Origin of the sequence: Acinetobacter sp. BIGb0196 (genome assembly GCF_011759595.1) — a bacterium.
Classification (GTDB): Bacteria; Pseudomonadota; Gammaproteobacteria; order Pseudomonadales; family Moraxellaceae; genus Acinetobacter; species Acinetobacter guillouiae.
Genome location: NZ_JAAOZA010000002.1, coordinates 580,383 through 596,222, shown reverse-complemented (window position 1 = coordinate 596,222; position 15,840 = coordinate 580,383). Strand labels below are relative to the sequence as shown.

Below are 15,840 nucleotides of genomic sequence, written 5' to 3'. Positions count from 1 at the left end.
ATATAATTTACTTTGATGTGCAAATGTAGTGCTTTTTCTCAAAATAACTACTAAAGTTAAAAATGTAGAATCATTTGCATTTACAATGCAAATTCCACTGTTTTTTCTTGAACAATTTGTTATAAAGTAACATTCATTATTATTTTTTTTGATTCTCACTAATTGAGTAGGTCATCAATGGCACTTTCCAGTTTTGGCAAAATTCTCACCGTATTGGATTTATTTTCGGTGTCTCGCCCAGTAATTAATGTCGATGTGATTTGTGAAGAGCTTGGTTTATCTAAACCGACCAGCTATCGTTATTTAAAAGAATTAGTTTCGGCTGATATTTTGCAACGCTTAAATGGAACTTCAGGCGATTACACCCTTGGTCCTAAAATTGCTGTGATGGACTATATTTCTAGAACCACCGATCCATTGGTTCAAATCAGCAAACCATTTATGCAAGAAATTTCAGAACGTACAGAGCTTTGCTGTTTACTGACACATTTAAATGATGACTATTGTATTGATGTTCATCATGAGGTGTATCGTGATGAAACTTTACTTTCTTATGGTCGTGGTTGCCCTCGCCCCGTATTTATGGGCTCGTCACCTAAAGTGATCATGGCGCATTTATCTAAACAGAAAATTCATGAATATTACCTTCGCTTTGCAACACAATTAACTGAAGTTGGTTTTGCTGAAAATGAAGAAACCTTTGTTAATAAAATGAAAAAAATTAAAAAACAAGGTTATTATTTTTCACAAGGCGAACTTGATCCAAATGTTTCTGGCTTATCGATCCCAGTGAAGTTTTCAAGTAAAGAAGCGCCTTTAGCATTGACCGTACTTGCTTCAAAAAATCGTTTTGAATACGTCAACACCCCAAAATTGATTGAGACCTTGCAAGAGTCTGCTGCACAGATTGAAAAACGCTATCAAGCACTCTCTGCCAATGACCAATTATCTGAATTTCACCCATAAACGCAATCATCTTGATAATTTAACATTTTGTAATGTTTTTATCTCTTGATAATGTTTTATATTCTCATAATATGATTATGTTCTTCAGTAATCCATGATTTTTTGGACATTGTTTTTGCGAAGACAATTCCTCCTCAGAGTAAGGAAGCCTATGTGTTTAAACATAGGCTTTTTTATGTGTAATTTTTTTATCCATTGAGTTTACTTTTAAGCCATTAAAAAAATAATTAGAGTAATTGGCGAATCATTTTCATTGAGGAATAATCTAAAGCAGCCAATAACAATGATGCATAATTTTAATTAAGGAATGTTATGAATATTCTCATCGTCCATGCACACCCCGAACCCCTTTCATTTACAACTGCGATGAAAGATCATGCTGTTGAGGTCTTGGAAAAATTAGGACATCAAGTTGAGGTTTCAGACTTGTATGCCATGAATTTTAATCCAATCGCATCACGAGAGGATTTTTCAGAACTGAGTCATCCTGAATATATGAATTATGCTTTGGAACAGCGCCATGCTTGTAAAAATAAGCAGATTGCAGCAGACATTCAGATTGAAATTGAAAAAGTACAAAAAGCAGATTTAGTGATTTTAAGTTTCCCCATGTATTGGACATCTGTACCTGCCATCTTAAAAGGCTGGATTGATCGCGTATTCGTTTCAGGTATTTTCTATGGTGGTAAACGTTTTTATAACCACGGTGGCATGGTGGGGAAAAAAGCTTTGTTAAGCTTTACCTTGGGTGGCCGTGAACATATGTTTGGTGATCATGCGATTCATGGTTCAATTGAAGATTTATTACTGCCGATTCAACGTGGAACTTTAGCTTATGCAGGCTTTGACGTGCTGCCACCATTTACCGCTTACCATGTCCCTTATATTTCTAATGAAGCACGCCAACAAATCCTGCTTGATTATCAGCAATATTTACATAACTTAGAAAATTTACCTGCATTAGACTTTCCTAAACTTGAACAATTTGATGACAAGCTTTATCCACTTGGATAAAAGTAACGAAAGGTCAAATTTACACGAGGCGCTAAAATTCGTGTAGATTTGGCGAGGGTATGTTTCCAATAACGTTGGGTCTGTCCTTGCATCACAATCAACTGACCACTGTGTAAAAGTAAATCTACTTTTTTAGCTTTCCACTTGTGCTTAAAACTGAATTTTCGAGTAGCACCTAGACTCAATGAAGCAATCACCACATTATGGTTGGGCGCTTCCAATGATGGCTCATCATCACTATGCCAACCCACGCCTTGTGAGCCATTTTCATATAAATTTGCCAAACAGGAATTATAAGTTTGCCCTGTGAGTTGCTCGATATGCTGTTTGAGTCGATATAAAGCGGGATTCCAGATATGGGCTTGTTTTGCCATACCTGAATAATGATATTGGTAATCATCATCGCCATACCACACCACTTTGCGCTCAGTTTTATAATATTGACCATGCAAATAAACTTCATCATGTTGCCAAGCCAAATGCTGTAGAAAATAATTTAAATATTTTTGACTTTGTTCATGATCCAAAATTAAACCAAAGTCTTTTACTACCCCATCATAAGGCAGTAAATTATCTTGTGCTTCAGGTTCAAATAAATCTAAATTCATTGTCTAAAATGAGCTACGGGGTCATCCAACAATGAATCAATATTTAACATGAAACAAGTCATTTTTGATCAAAATTAAACAACTTTAATATGAAGAATAGTAGGTCATATCATGGGTAAATATTCAAATTAACTCAGCAAGTTGAAGAATTTAAATAGGATTTTGATCGTGAAGATTTGGACTAGTGTAAGACATTATTAAAATCTTTCACAATTCAAAACATAGCAATCACTTGTAGCAACGTTTATTCAGCTTTAGACTAAAACCAAGCTGATAAAAAGCAAAAAACCTATGAATTTATGGCAATTATTTCAAAAATTACGCCCCTTTGTACGCCCCTACCGCTGGCTTGTCATCGTCACCTTAGTGTTAACGTTGATTGGCTCACTCACCGCTCAGGTCAATGCTCTTACACTTAAATATGCTGTAGACAGCATTAACCAACTGATCCAAGCAGGACAAGGCCTGACGGATGGATGGCACATTATCATTACCATTACTGTGGTTTTATTAGCCAAAGAAGTCATCAATGCAATTGTTCAGTTTGGGCAAAAATCATTTGGTGAAAAACTCAGAATTTTAATTTCACAGGACCTATCTCAAGGTATTATCGAAAAATTTATTACCTATCGATTGGCCTTTTTCGATCAGAAAAATAACCAAGCAGGAAAATTACAAACCCGTATCGACCGTGGAGTTAGCTCGCTCACTCGGCTGGTTCAAATATTTTTTATTGATATTTTACCGTTATTTACCAGTGCAATTATCGCTTTAGCCCTAATGTATTATGCCAATTTTTGGGTGGGTGTGGTCGCAACAATCATTGTACCAATTTACTTTTGGCTGACCTTTAAACAATCACAAAAGCTTTCTGGCAAACGTCGAGCCTTGCGCGATAACATGGAAAAGAAGAATCAAGGTATTTTGAGTATTATTAACTCAATTACAGTGATTAAATCTTTTAATAAAGAGGCTGTTGAATCCACCAAGCAACTGAACTTACAAAAGTCACTGACTGAAAATCAGATGCAAACTCGACAAACCAGCTATATTTTTGATGGTCTAAAAACCTTTATCGAACAAGTTGGTGTAGTCCTGATCATTATCTTAACTGCCTATTTTGTTTTAGATGGACAAATGAGTATAGGGATGATCATGTACCATGTATTGTTGTTCAATAACGTGTCTGCACCGATCCGCTCTTTGCACCGTATTTATGATGAAATTAACTCGGCAATGATCTATTCAGAAAGCTTCTTTAGTATCTTAGAAGCAGATCATGAAATCGAAGCCAGTGGTTTAATGAAACCTCAAATTCATGGCAAATTTGAATTGGAAAATGTTGATTTTATCTATCCGAATGGTCATCAAGCCTTACATCGGATTAACATGACTATTCAACCCAATAAAATCACAGCCTTAGTGGGCTTATCAGGTGCGGGAAAATCAACCTTAATCAGCCTATTGGATAAATTTTATGCCCCGAATTCAGGCTGTATCAAACTCGATGGGATTGATTTAGAGCAACTCGATACACACTATTTAAGAGAACATATTGGCTTAGTATTGCAAAAAAACCATATTTTCCAAGGCTCAATTTTAGAAAATATTCGTTATGGTAAGCCCCATGCAAGCAATGAAGAAGTCATCGCAGCTGCAAAAAAAGCCTCGATTCATGAGCAGATTTTAAAATTACCGCATGCCTATGAAGCAGATGCCTTGCTATTGTCTGGCGGACAACAACAGCGAATCGCACTTGCTCGAATGTTCCTTAAAAACCCGCCGATTATCTTTTTAGATGAGCCCACAGCGAGTTTAGATGCCATCGCTTCAGAGCAAATCAAACAAAGTTTAGATGAGATTAAACAAGGCCGAACTGTAATTATGATCTCGCACAGCCTTTCGCAAATTATTGATGCCGATTACACCTATGTGATGAAAGAAGGACAAATCGTTGAGCATGGTGAACATCATGATCTTTATCATCAAGATGGTGCTTATAAGGAAATTTTTGATGCGATGGCTAAAAGCTTAAATATCGAAAAAATTGCACGAACTTTTGAAGATGATGGCGAGGAGGAAACCCATAGCTAAAGTCTAGTTAGTGCTTTGTATAAACCTACAGAAGCTCATACTGATTAAATTGATTTCTGCAGCATTGGATCATTCAAGATATGCCTATCTGCTAACGAGATAAATTATCTTTTATGAACTATTCCCACATACAAATAAAAAGCCACTCTATGTTCTAGAATGGCTTTTTTCTTTTTAGGCTAATGAATTTAGAGGCCTATCATTTCCATTTTACGGCTTGGACTTCAACCTTTTTAGGATTGTCCGTTTCAGCACTACTGCAACCACAACCGCCACCGCATCCACTCACCATCGCAGGCTGAATCCATTTGGCTAAACGATTCCAACCTTGCGACTGACAAAATTGAGCCAGTTTAGAAAACACCGAATACGCTGACTTTGGAAAGACTTTCTTAAATACAAAAATTGCACTCCAAATCACCAATACCGCAATAATCAATAATTCAATCATCTCTAGCTCCTTTGCTTCAAGATTCTGGCTTATAGACCAAAATAACCTGACGCAATTTGATAAGTGAGGAAAGCCATTAAATAAGCCAAACCAAATAGATAAACTGTCATACCAGCAACAGTTTTCCAAGAACCTGTTTCACGTTTTACCGTAGCCAATGTCGCTAAACAATGCGGTGCATAGATAAACCACACCAACAACGATAAACCTGTTGCAACTGACCAGCTTAAATCACCCTGACTGATCAGATGTGATAAACCTTGAGCAACTGCATCATCATCCGCTGCGGATAACGCATAAACCGTACCCAATGCTGCAACCACAACTTCACGTGCTGCCATCGCTGGAATTAAAGCAATACAGATTTGCCAATTAAATCCAAGCGGTTCAAAGATTGGGTGCATCACATGCCCCAGCATCCCGGCAAAAGAGTAGTCAATATCGGGTAAAGTTGCACCCTCTGGCGGTTGAGGGAATGTACATAAGAACCATAATAAAATCGATAAAGCGAAGATAATGCCACCGACACGCTTTAAGAAGATCTTGGCACGGTCTAACAAACCAATCCATACACTTTTTATATCTGGGATACGGTAGCTTGGTAATTCCATCAATAAAGCATGTTGTGATTTATCTTTCTGGAAAAATTTCAGCACGGTCGCAACAATGAGCGCGCTCACAATTCCCGCCATGTATAAACCGAAGAGCACTAAACCTTGTAGATTAAGGAAACCCCAAACCATTTTCGCTGGAATAAATGCAGCAATCAGTAAAGCATAAACTGGCAAACGCGCTGAACATGTCATCAATGGCGCAACCAATATTGTCACCAAACGATCTCGCGGATCACTGATACTTCGAGTCGCCATGATCCCAGGTACAGCACAGGCAAAACTGGATAACAGTGGGATAAACGCCCGACCACTTAAGCCTGCTTTAAACATCAATTTATCGAGTAGAAATGCCGCACGCGGTAGATAGCCTGACTCTTCTAAAACCAAAATAAAGAAGAACAGAATCAGAATCTGTGGCAAGAACACCACTACACTACCTGCACCTGCAATAATCCCATCGACCACCAAGCTGTGAAGTAGTGGCTGGGTAATAAACTGCCCAATCCAGCCACCAAACCAGCCAAAAAATTCTTCAATACCATCCATAAATGGCGCTGCCCAAGCGAATACAGCTTGGAAAACAATAAACATCATCAGCGCAAGGCTAAGAAGTCCTAAAACGGGGTGTAAAAAAATCTTATCGAGAAAATCAGTACGTTTATCTTCATGATCTAAAAAAACCACCACATCTTTTAAGATTTGGTCAATTTTTTCATGATTGGAACCTGAAAGCTTAACATCGCTCAGTTCTGCACTTGGTGTGTGGAATTTTTCATTTTCCAAAGCACCCATCAAGTTTTCAATCCCTGCATTACGCACAGCAACCGTTTCCACCACAGGAATACCTAAACGCTGTGATAATTTTTGGGTATTGATCTGCATCCCACGACGACGCGCTTCATCCATCATGTTTAATACAAGCAGAATCGGTTTGCCTTGTTCAATGACTTCAAGGACAAGTCCCAAATGTAATTTTAAGTTGGTTGCATCCACCACACATAAAAATGCCTGTTGATCTTGTTCACCGGCAATTTTCCCTAAAACGACATCACGGGTAATGGCTTCATCAGGACTGGCTGCATCGAGGCTATATGTTCCAGGCAAATCAAGAACACGCACCGCACGACCAGAAGGTAAATTAAATGTACCCACTTTACGTTCAACAGTCACCCCAGCATAGTTGGCAACTTTTTGACGTGTACCGGTTAAATGGTTGAAAAGTGAAGTTTTACCGCAGTTAGGATTTCCCACTAAAGCAATACGTAAAGTTTCGCTCATGCGGAAGCTCCTTCTAATGCCTGATGTATTTCAATTTTCTCGGCTTCGATCTTGCGCAACGCAAATCGAGTAAAACCAATTTGAATGAGAATAGGATCACCACCAAAAACACCTTTTGTGATCACTTGTACACGTGTGCCAGGCACAAAACCTAGAGTTTCTAAACGACTCGCCACTAAATCTGGCTGATTGACATTATCTTGTGAGGTACGATTGACCTTTGCGATAATGGCAGTTTGCTTTACTTTCAAGTCTGACAAACGCACAGCAATTAACCCTAAAATTTACACGATAGACAGACTATTATACATACAAATGAGAATAATTACCAAGTAAGGTTTGATTACAATTCTCATTCAAATACGATATTCGACTTATGTTTTCTTTTAGTCTACATTCCATCAACAAATAAGTTTTAAACACCACCGAAGACCATGCTAAATAAGAAACCACGTATTCCTGCTGCTGTTGCCATTCCTGAAAATCTAGGCTTTTTACAGGGATTCCGTGACTATTTAATTGCGCAAACGGTCAGTCCGCATACAAGAAACGCCTATTTATCTGACTTAATTCAATGTAGTGAATGTGTAAATTCTTACCTTCCGAATTGGACACATGAAGACATCTCCAATGTACTTATTCAACTCACTAAACAAGGCAAAAGCCCTCGGTCAATTGCCCGTTCACTTTCTGCTTTACGTTCGTTTTTTAAGTTTTTACGTGAACAAAAGATTCGTTTAGATAATCCTGTCGCGACCCATAAAACCCCAAAACTCGGACGAGCATTGCCTAAAGATTTATCGGAGCAGGACGTTGAAGCACTGATCCAAGCACCAGAGGTCACAACAGCGTTAGGTTTGCGTGATCGCGCCATGTTTGAAGTGCTTTATGCTTGTGGTTTACGTGTTTCTGAGCTTCTCAATTTAAGATTAGATTTGATCAATTTAAAACAAGGCTATTTAAGAATCACAGGTAAAGGTAATAAAGAACGTTTGGTGCCTTTGGGGGGCATGGCATGTGAATGGGTGGAAAAATATTTAACTGAATCTCGCCCACAACTGTATAAATCCGCTACCGATTATCTATTTCTAACCCAACATGGCGGCATCATGAGTCGTCAAAACTTTTGGTATGCCATCAAACGTTATGCCTTACAAGCTGGGATTCAAGCAGAGCTATCACCACATACCTTACGCCATGCTTTTGCAACGCATCTTTTAAATCATGGTGCTGACTTACGGGTGGTGCAAATGCTTTTGGGGCATAGTGATTTATCGACCACACAAATTTATACCCATGTCGCACAAATCCGTATGCAACAGCTGCATGAAAAATATCATCCACGTGCTTGATGGCTGAGCATGACGTGTATATCGGCAATTTACATCCCTTAATCAAGTTTTAAAGTACACTATTAAAAATTTTGTTATGCTAATTCCCTCAAATCATGCTGAAGAAACATAAAGAGTTATTTATGCAATTGAATCGTTCAAAATTGATGTTGGCTTGTCTTATTGCAAGCACGATGGCAGTGAGTGCTTGTTCAAAGAATCCAGACTCAAAAAAAGATGACACTTTAACTGCGACAGCACCTGCAACAGGTGAAGCATCGAATTTAACTGAGCGTGATGCAAAACAACGTCTAATTCAAACATTACAAGCCAATTTCAAAAAGGCTGGCGTTCAAGCCAAAATTTTAGATGCTAAACCGACTGAAATGCCCAATCTTTATTGGATCAGTATGGAAGGCATGAGCTCAGTCTATGCAACATCTGATGGTAAATTCCTGATCCAAGGCGATGTGATCCGTTTAGGTGGTGATAAACTCAGTAGCATTGGTGACAAAATACAAGCTGCAGAAAACAAGAAATATCTTGCTGACTTAAATATTAAGGACCTCTTGGTTTACCCTGCGCAAGGTAAGGTTAAACATGTGATCTATGTATTTACTGATGCAAGTTGCCCTTATTGCCATAAACTTCATGAACATATCAGTGAAATCACGGCTAAAGGTATTGAAATACGTTATATCGCATGGCCACGTGGTGAACAATTTATACCGACGATGGAAAGTATCTGGTGTAGTGCAGACCGTAGTGCTGCATTTAATCAAGCCATTGCCGGTACCGCGCTTCCACCAGCAAGCTGTAAAAATCCAGTTCGCGACCTGTATGCTTTAGGTCTAAAAATGGGTGTAAATGGTACCCCTGCGATCTACAATGCAGAGGGTGAATATCTGGGCGGTTATATGACTGCTGACGAAATTGAAAGCCGTTTAAATAAATAATTTTTATCAGTAAATTTACTATTATTTATAGCTCAATATAAAGATGCGTCAGGCTCTAGAGTCTGGCGCATTTTTTAGCTATGATCTAAGCTTAATATAATTTATATACATAATTGGAGTGTGACGTGAAACCAGTTCGTCTGGCAATACTCGGTCTTGGAACCGTAGGCGGTGGTGCCCTTAAACTACTACAAGAAAACGCTGCTGAAATTAGACGTCGCACCGGTCGAGAAATTGAAATTACCCACGTAGGCACGCGTCGTCCACGTCCAGATCTAAATTTACCAGCAAGCATTAAACAGAGCGCTGATCTGCTAGATATCGTCCGCCAGCCTGATGTTGATGTTGTCGTTGAAGTCATGGGCGGTATTCACCCTGCTTATGAAGTCATGATGGAAGCTATAAAACATGGCAAGCAAGTGGTAACGGCAAACAAAGCCTTACTGGCAGAACATGGCAATGAGCTATTTAAAGCGGCTGATGATCACCACGTACAAGTTGCCTTTGAAGCAGCGGTTGCGGGTGGTATTCCAATTATCAAGGTCATTCGTGAAGGCCTAGCAGCCAATAAAATTGAATGGCTGGCCGGTATCATCAATGGTACAGGCAATTTCATTCTGACTGAAATGAGTGAAAAAGGTCGTGCCTTTGCGGACGTACTCAAAGAAGCGCAAGAACTTGGTTATGCCGAAGCAGACCCAACGTTTGATGTTGAAGGCATTGATGCTGCACATAAGCTGACTATTCTTGCGTCATGTGCCTTTGGTATTCCTTTACAGTTCGATAAGGTTTATACCGAAGGTATTACCAAGATTACCGCACAAGATGTGAAATACGCTGAAGAGCTTGGCTATAAGATCAAACACTTGGGTATTGCACGTCGTTCTAGCAAAGGCATCGAACTTCGCGTACACCCAACCCTGATTCCTGAAGAAGAGCTTCTTGCCAATGTAAATGGCGTGAAGAATGCAGTTTTGGTTCAAGCCAATGCAGTTGGCCCTACATTGTATTATGGTGCAGGTGCAGGCGCAGGCCCTACTGCTTCTGCGGTTGTGGCAGATGTGGTTGATATTGTCCGTGATATCATTTACACAGAAGATGGTTCAGGTACTATTCCTCAGCTTGCCTTTGAAGCTCTTTCCGACTTGCATATCTTGTCGAGTGATGAGATGACCACAGGTTATTATTTGCGTTTAAATGCTGAAGACCAAACTGGCGTACTTGCAGATGTAACAACAATTTTAAGTCGCACTGGGATCAGTATTGATGCCATCATGCAGCAACCTCGCTTAAAAGATCTGATTCCTATCGTGATTTTGACTGATCCGATCGTCGAATCGAAAATGAATGAAGCGATTGCACAAATTCAAGCCTTACCTGCTATACATGGCGAAATCGTACGAATTCGTTTAGAATTGCTCGATAACTAATCGGGTTTTAAACTCCTCTAAATTTGCAGCAATACCCTGCAAAGCGCCATTCAATGAATGGCGCAGCCTCTCCGAGTAGAGGCTTAGAGGTTAAAAGAATATCTTATTTGCTCTACACACAATTGGAACACCATCATGTCTAATGCCAATCGCTATACAGGACTTGTTGATCGCTATCGTGACCGCTTACCAGTATCGAAAACTACACGTGCTATTTCTTTAAATGAAGGTAATACGCCTCTCATTAAATTAGACAATATTCCCGGTATTATTGGTAAGAATGTTGAAATTTATGTGAAGTATGAAGGTTTAAACCCGACAGGTTCGTTTAAAGACCGTGGTATGACCATGGCAGTGACCAAAGCAGTAGAAGAAGGCTCTAAGGCGATTATCTGTGCATCTACAGGCAATACCTCTGCTGCTGCTGCTGCATATGCTGCTCGTGCGGGTATCAAAGCATTTGTGTTAATCCCAGAAGGCAAAATTGCCATGGGTAAAATGGCACAAGCGATGATGTACGGCGCGATCACCATGCAAATTCGCGGGAACTTCGATGACGGCATGCGTTTGGTTAAAGAAGTTGCAGACCAAGCGCCGGTAACGATTGTTAACTCAATCAACCCATACCGCTTACAAGGTCAAAAGACCATTGCTTATGAAATCGTAGAAGCGTTAGGTCGTGCGCCTGACTACCACTGCTTACCTGTTGGTAATGCGGGCAATATCACTGCGCATTGGATGGGTTATACCGAAGCAGTTGCGAATCAACCTGTTGAAGCATTTGAACAAGTGGTTTATGACCCTGAAACAGATAAGTTTACTGGTCCAAACCCTGAAGGTCGTCCGATCATGGTCGGTTATCAAGCTTCTGGTGCTGCGCCATTCTTACGTGGTGGTCCTGTTGAAAACCCAGAAACAGTTGCAACAGCAATTCGTATTGGTAATCCTCAAAGCTTTAATCATGCTAAAGCGGTCGTTCGTGACTCAAATGGCTGGTTTGATGAATTAACTGATGCAGAAATTTTAGAAGCGCAACGTCTGCTTTCTATGTATGAAGGTGTATTTGTTGAACCTGCTTCTGCGGCATCTATCGGTGGTGCAATTCGTGATATCAAAGCAGGTAAAATTGCTGAAGGTTCTGTGATTGTATGTACTGTGACAGGTAATGGTCTAAAAGATCCTGATACCGCAATTAAACAATGTGAAGATGCAGTGATGTTGTCTATTGATGCAACAATGAATCAAGTGAAAGACTCTATTCTTTCAAATATGTAATAACGCATTCACATCTAAAAAAACCAGTTGTGCGCAACTGGTTTTTTATTTGCTCAAGCTAAACATTGTTCTTCTTCATATTAGTCATAATTTAGATCTGATTCACTCTTGCACTATATATCAATTGCTTTGTCAGCAGGATTTGAAAAAGTGCTACCCAAACACCAGTATTCCAGATTTACACATCTCATAATCTATTTTTTATGCTTAATTTAAGCATAAAAAAGCCCTTCATATTGAAGAGCTTTTTGTCATATGGCGATTTAAATACAGGCGGTAACGCTTAGATACGTTTCGGTAAATTACTGACCCAGTTTAATAAATTGGTTGCATCATTGGTACGTGCCTGAGACGAACTTGCACCTAATAACACCACTACAGCTGGACGACTATTTACAGTGGTATGCATAACCACGCAACGCCCTGCTTCATTGATATAACCCGTTTTAGAAATATTAATATTCCAGCCGCCATTACGTACTAAGGCATTGGTATTATTTGATTTCAACACGCGATAACCTAAATTAAAGTCATAATGTGCTGTTGTTGAGAATTGACGGATCAAGCCATATTGCGATGCAGCACTGACTAAAATCCCCAAATCTCGAGCAGAAGAAACATTACGTGGATCTAAACCAGTAGATTCAACATAATGGGTTGAGTTCATGCCCAATTGACGTGCTTTTGAATTCATTGCAGCAAAAAACGCTTGGCGACCACCTGGGTAAGTACGTGCTAAAGCCGCTGCAGCTGGATTTTCAGATTTCATCAATGCCACAAGTAACATTTCAGCACGATTCATGGTATCGCCAACTTTTAAAGTTGAACTTGAATTCTTACCACCAGCACCCGCAAAATCGATTTGTTGCAAAGTAATGTCTTCAGACATATTTAAACGGGCATCTGCGGTAATCACTGCTGTCATCAACTTGGTAATTGATGCGATAGGCAATGCCATATTGGTATTTTTACTAAACAGGACTTCACCTGTTTTTGCGTCCATCACCAACGCTGCGCGCGCATTTACCGATGGTTGGCTGTTATAGGTATTGGTGTCATAAATCTGTACAGACTTATTGGTCAATGTTGTCGGTGCAGCATTTGACGCACGAATTGTTGTGGTTAAGGTGGTTGAGCCTTTTGGAGAAATATCCTCGCCATCATCATCCAGAGAGTCACCATTGAGTAACTGGCTGGCATCTGAAGAAGACCAATTTACAGTTGCTTGTCCGCTCCCCCCCGATGAGTTCATAATGATTTCAGCAAAACCGGTAGAACTCAAACTGAGTAGTACTGACAAACTCAGCACATGCATTAACGTTTTTTTTGGTTTTTTCACGATAACTTACTCACCTCAAGGAGGTATTCACAAACTTGCTAATTACCTCAAATATGACTTACATTTACACTCAAACGTGACTATATTAAAACAAATATTTCAATCACGCCGTATTATGCGTAAATATTGAATGGATATTAGGAATAGGATTGCCAATTTTGTTATGTCTTTGCAAGTCTTTTTTGCTTTATGTAACAAAAATGTCGATATTGAGAAATTTAAGGAGGTGTAAGTGATTACTGTTTTAGTGGTAGATGACCATGAATTAGTAAGAACCGGCATCTGCAGAATGTTAGAAGATCAGACCGATATTCAAGTCATTGGACAAGCAGAATCTGGTGAAGAAGCAATTACGATTGTAAGGCAACAACATCCCAATGTGGTTTTATTGGATGTCAACATGCCTGGAATTGGTGGTGTAGAAACTACCCGTCGTTTGTTACAAACCGCACCTGATACCAAAGTACTCGCTGTGAGTGGTTTGGCTGAAGAACCCTATCCATCGCTGTTATTGAAAGCTGGAGCTCGTGGTTACATTACCAAGGGTGCACCGATCACTGAAATGGTTCGTGCAATCAAAAAAGTCATGCAAGGCGGTAAATATTTTAGTGCCGATATTGCTGAACAACTTGCAAGTTCTTATCTGTCTGATACACAAACCTCACCTTTTGACGCACTGTCAGAGCGTGAAATGCAAGTCGCCATGATGGTGGTAAATTGTGTCAGTGCACAAGAAATTTCTGACAAACTCTTTGTCAGTGTAAAAACAGTCAATACTTATCGTTATCGTATCTTTGAAAAATTAGGACTTGATAGTGATGTAAAACTCACCCACCTTGCGATACGTTATGGTCTAATTAAGCCATAAATTGATTAAAACAATAATTTATCTTGAGTACGATTTATGTCGCCTACGGTAACGGTTCCTATTTATCAAACAATTTACCGTCTAGGCACACTGTATTCAGGCTATAGATTGGTTATTGCCTTTTGCTTAGTCATTATTTTTCTGATTACCCTTGAACACCAACCCGTACATTACGAATATCCCAGCTTATATTTTTATTCTCTAACCGCATTTACGCTGGTCGCAGCATTACAAATGATGCTGCTCAAATTCTACCCGCATGGGGTTGGACGGCAATTTATCGGTTTTTTTATTGTTGATATTCCCTTTCTAAGTACCTTGGTATTTGCCCTCAATGGGCCAAATTTAGCCATCAGTATTTTGTTCGTGATTGCTGTTTTTACCGCAAATTTTCTGCTGAGTAAAAATAAAGCGCTATTCGTAACACTGGTTTCTGTGATTGCAATTATTTACCAACAGTTTTTAGGCAGCTTCTTCGATTTTTCAAATTTAAATAATATTAGTAACAGTGCCTTATTGGCTTTTTTATTTTTTATGGTCTATGGCATTGGACAGATTGCAATTAATCGCTTCCAAGTTTTAGAGTCGTTAAATACCTATCAATCTCTTGAATTATTTAAGTTACAGAACATTAACCGCTATATTTTAGAACAGATTGAAGTCGGTTATTTGGTGCTCGATGAAAAATGCAAAATTATCGTCAGTAACCCAGCTGCCTGTTTACTTTTGGGCATTTCACCGCTTTACGCACATGAGCAATATCATTTATCCAGCTTTCAACCGGACTTATATGAAATCTTAAAAGATGCCATGTTACGTGATGGCGAACGCTTCCAATTTGAATCCCAACAGTCCTCGTATACAGTCGATATTCGCGTACAAAAATTGATTGTTCCGCATCAAGCACTCACGCTTTTAGTCCTCGAAGATGCACAAAAAATTAATCAAAAGGTACAACAACTCAAACTTGCCGCACTTGGTCAATTATCGGCCAGTATTGCCCATGAAATTCGCAATCCGCTTGCCGCCATTGCGCAGGCCAATGATCTCTTTATCAGCAGTGATCCAGAACAACAAATCATTTTAAATCAAATGATTACCAAACAGACCATCCGTATCAATAATATTATTAAAGATACCTTAGATATGGCAAAAAATAAAAAGATCCATACCTCAAAAATTAATTTTCAAGAATTTGTTGATGACTTATTACGCCATGATTTAGGGGATGCTCAGGAAAAAATCAAATTAGAAATTCAAGCTGATGTTTGGATCTATTTTGATGACTCCCACCTGCGACAAGTTTTAATCAATTTAGTCCGTAATGCATTACGTCATAATGATCAAAATGCTGAACACATTTTAGTGCAAACGTTTAAAAATGAATCACATGTATATATCGATGTGATTGATTATGGGAAAGGCGTCACAAAACAAGATCTTTCGCAATTATTTCAGCCATTTTTTAGTACCGAAATCAATGGAACTGGTTTAGGATTGTACCTATCGCAGACGATATGCGAAGCGAATCAAGCGAAACTAATTTACGTAGAGCAAAAACAACAAGGGGCGTGCTTCCGTATCGAATGCCCACTCATGGATTAGATTAGGTTTTT

The 15,840-nt window shown here is 39.2% G+C and carries 14 protein-coding genes; 9 read left to right on the top strand and 5 right to left on the bottom strand.

Going from position 1 to position 15,840, the window contains the following annotated elements; all coding sequences use genetic code 11:
• Positions 1-177: 177 nt before the first annotated feature.
• Positions 178-966, top strand: coding sequence for an IclR family transcriptional regulator (locus FHR28_RS15530; RefSeq protein WP_004818582.1), 789 nt, complete (start codon positions 178-180; stop codon positions 964-966).
• A 312-nt stretch (positions 967-1,278) separates the two neighbouring features.
• The gene (locus FHR28_RS15525) at positions 1,279-1,980 is read left to right on the top strand and encodes an NAD(P)H-dependent oxidoreductase (RefSeq protein ID WP_034613588.1); all 702 of its coding nucleotides are present in this window, start codon (positions 1,279-1,281) and stop codon (positions 1,978-1,980) included.
• On the opposite strand, the gene FHR28_RS15520 is transcribed toward FHR28_RS15525, so the two are convergent.
• Complete coding sequence (locus FHR28_RS15520) at positions 1,965-2,588, bottom strand: alpha-ketoglutarate-dependent dioxygenase AlkB family protein (protein ID WP_004718376.1); 624 nt, start codon at positions 2,586-2,588, stop codon at positions 1,965-1,967. The two genes, FHR28_RS15525 and FHR28_RS15520, sit on opposite strands and share 16 nt — an antisense overlap.
• A 291-nt stretch (positions 2,589-2,879) precedes the next feature.
• Here FHR28_RS15520 and FHR28_RS15515 point away from each other — a divergent pair, with 291 nt between their 5' ends.
• Positions 2,880-4,682: an ABC transporter ATP-binding protein gene (locus FHR28_RS15515; RefSeq protein ID WP_166783024.1), complete on the top strand. Its 1,803-nt coding sequence runs from the start codon at positions 2,880-2,882 to the stop codon at positions 4,680-4,682.
• Between the two features lie 199 nt (positions 4,683-4,881).
• On the opposite strand, the gene FHR28_RS15510 is transcribed toward FHR28_RS15515, so the two are convergent.
• The 3 genes from FHR28_RS15510 to FHR28_RS15500 are packed head-to-tail and all read right to left on the bottom strand — an operon-like array spanning position 4,882 to position 7,291.
• Positions 4,882-5,133 carry a DUF6587 family protein gene (locus FHR28_RS15510; protein ID WP_004718378.1) on the bottom strand — a complete coding sequence of 84 codons (252 nt, stop codon included), beginning with the start codon at positions 5,131-5,133 and terminating at the stop codon, positions 4,882-4,884.
• Between the two features lie 29 nt (positions 5,134-5,162).
• Entirely contained in the window at positions 5,163-7,025 is a 1,863-nt protein-coding gene (gene feoB, locus FHR28_RS15505; RefSeq protein ID WP_004718379.1) for a ferrous iron transport protein B, read from the bottom strand.
• Entirely contained in the window at positions 7,022-7,291 is a 270-nt protein-coding gene (locus tag FHR28_RS15500) for a FeoA family protein (RefSeq protein ID WP_004718380.1), read from the bottom strand. Before FHR28_RS15500 ends, feoB begins: the two co-directional genes overlap by 4 nt.
• A gap of 168 nt (positions 7,292-7,459) precedes the next feature.
• On the opposite strand from FHR28_RS15500, the gene xerD reads away from it, so the two are divergent.
• The 4 genes from xerD (at position 7,460) to thrC (ending at position 12,017) form a co-directional block, all read left to right on the top strand.
• Positions 7,460-8,377: a site-specific tyrosine recombinase XerD gene (gene xerD / locus FHR28_RS15495; RefSeq protein ID WP_166783023.1), complete on the top strand. Its 918-nt coding sequence runs from the start codon at positions 7,460-7,462 to the stop codon at positions 8,375-8,377.
• Positions 8,378-8,499: 122 nt separating this feature from the next.
• Positions 8,500-9,312, top strand: a complete 813-nt coding sequence (locus FHR28_RS15490; RefSeq protein WP_004718384.1) for a thioredoxin fold domain-containing protein — start codon at positions 8,500-8,502, stop codon at positions 9,310-9,312.
• A 125-nt stretch (positions 9,313-9,437) separates the two neighbouring features.
• A complete protein-coding gene (locus tag FHR28_RS15485) occupies positions 9,438-10,742 on the top strand; it encodes a homoserine dehydrogenase (protein WP_004718385.1) in 1,305 nt (434 codons plus the stop codon).
• Between the two features lie 135 nt (positions 10,743-10,877).
• Positions 10,878-12,017 carry a threonine synthase gene (thrC, locus tag FHR28_RS15480; RefSeq protein WP_166783022.1) on the top strand — a complete coding sequence of 380 codons (1,140 nt, stop codon included), beginning with the start codon at positions 10,878-10,880 and terminating at the stop codon, positions 12,015-12,017.
• Between the two features lie 283 nt (positions 12,018-12,300).
• Here the strand turns inward: thrC and pbpG are convergent, their stop codons facing one another.
• Positions 12,301-13,356, bottom strand: coding sequence for a D-alanyl-D-alanine endopeptidase PBP7/8 (gene pbpG, locus FHR28_RS15475; RefSeq protein ID WP_004718389.1), 1,056 nt, complete (start codon positions 13,354-13,356; stop codon positions 12,301-12,303).
• Between the two features lie 232 nt (positions 13,357-13,588).
• Between pbpG and FHR28_RS15470 the strand changes: the two genes are divergently transcribed.
• Both FHR28_RS15470 and FHR28_RS15465 read left to right on the top strand, forming a co-directional pair.
• Positions 13,589-14,224, top strand: coding sequence for a response regulator (locus FHR28_RS15470; RefSeq protein WP_004718392.1), 636 nt, complete (start codon positions 13,589-13,591; stop codon positions 14,222-14,224).
• 36 nt (positions 14,225-14,260) lie between these two features.
• Positions 14,261-15,829: a sensor histidine kinase gene (locus FHR28_RS15465; protein ID WP_166783021.1), complete on the top strand. Its 1,569-nt coding sequence runs from the start codon at positions 14,261-14,263 to the stop codon at positions 15,827-15,829.
• Positions 15,830-15,840 lie beyond the last annotated feature (11 nt).

Coding starts and splice junctions, on each gene's coding strand:
- FHR28_RS15530 (WP_004818582.1), top strand. CDS start 178: ATGGCACTTTCCAGTTTTGGCAAAATTCTCACCGTATTGGATTTATTT.
- FHR28_RS15525 (WP_034613588.1), top strand. CDS start 1,279: ATGAATATTCTCATCGTCCATGCACACCCCGAACCCCTTTCATTTACA.
- FHR28_RS15520 (WP_004718376.1), bottom strand. CDS start 2,588: ATGAATTTAGATTTATTTGAACCTGAAGCACAAGATAATTTACTGCCT.
- FHR28_RS15515 (WP_166783024.1), top strand. CDS start 2,880: ATGAATTTATGGCAATTATTTCAAAAATTACGCCCCTTTGTACGCCCC.
- FHR28_RS15510 (WP_004718378.1), bottom strand. CDS start 5,133: ATGATTGAATTATTGATTATTGCGGTATTGGTGATTTGGAGTGCAATT.
- feoB (WP_004718379.1), bottom strand. CDS start 7,025: ATGAGCGAAACTTTACGTATTGCTTTAGTGGGAAATCCTAACTGCGGT.
- xerD (WP_166783023.1), top strand. CDS start 7,460: ATGCTAAATAAGAAACCACGTATTCCTGCTGCTGTTGCCATTCCTGAA.
- FHR28_RS15490 (WP_004718384.1), top strand. CDS start 8,500: ATGCAATTGAATCGTTCAAAATTGATGTTGGCTTGTCTTATTGCAAGC.
- thrC (WP_166783022.1), top strand. CDS start 10,878: ATGTCTAATGCCAATCGCTATACAGGACTTGTTGATCGCTATCGTGAC.
- FHR28_RS15465 (WP_166783021.1), top strand. CDS start 14,261: ATGTCGCCTACGGTAACGGTTCCTATTTATCAAACAATTTACCGTCTA.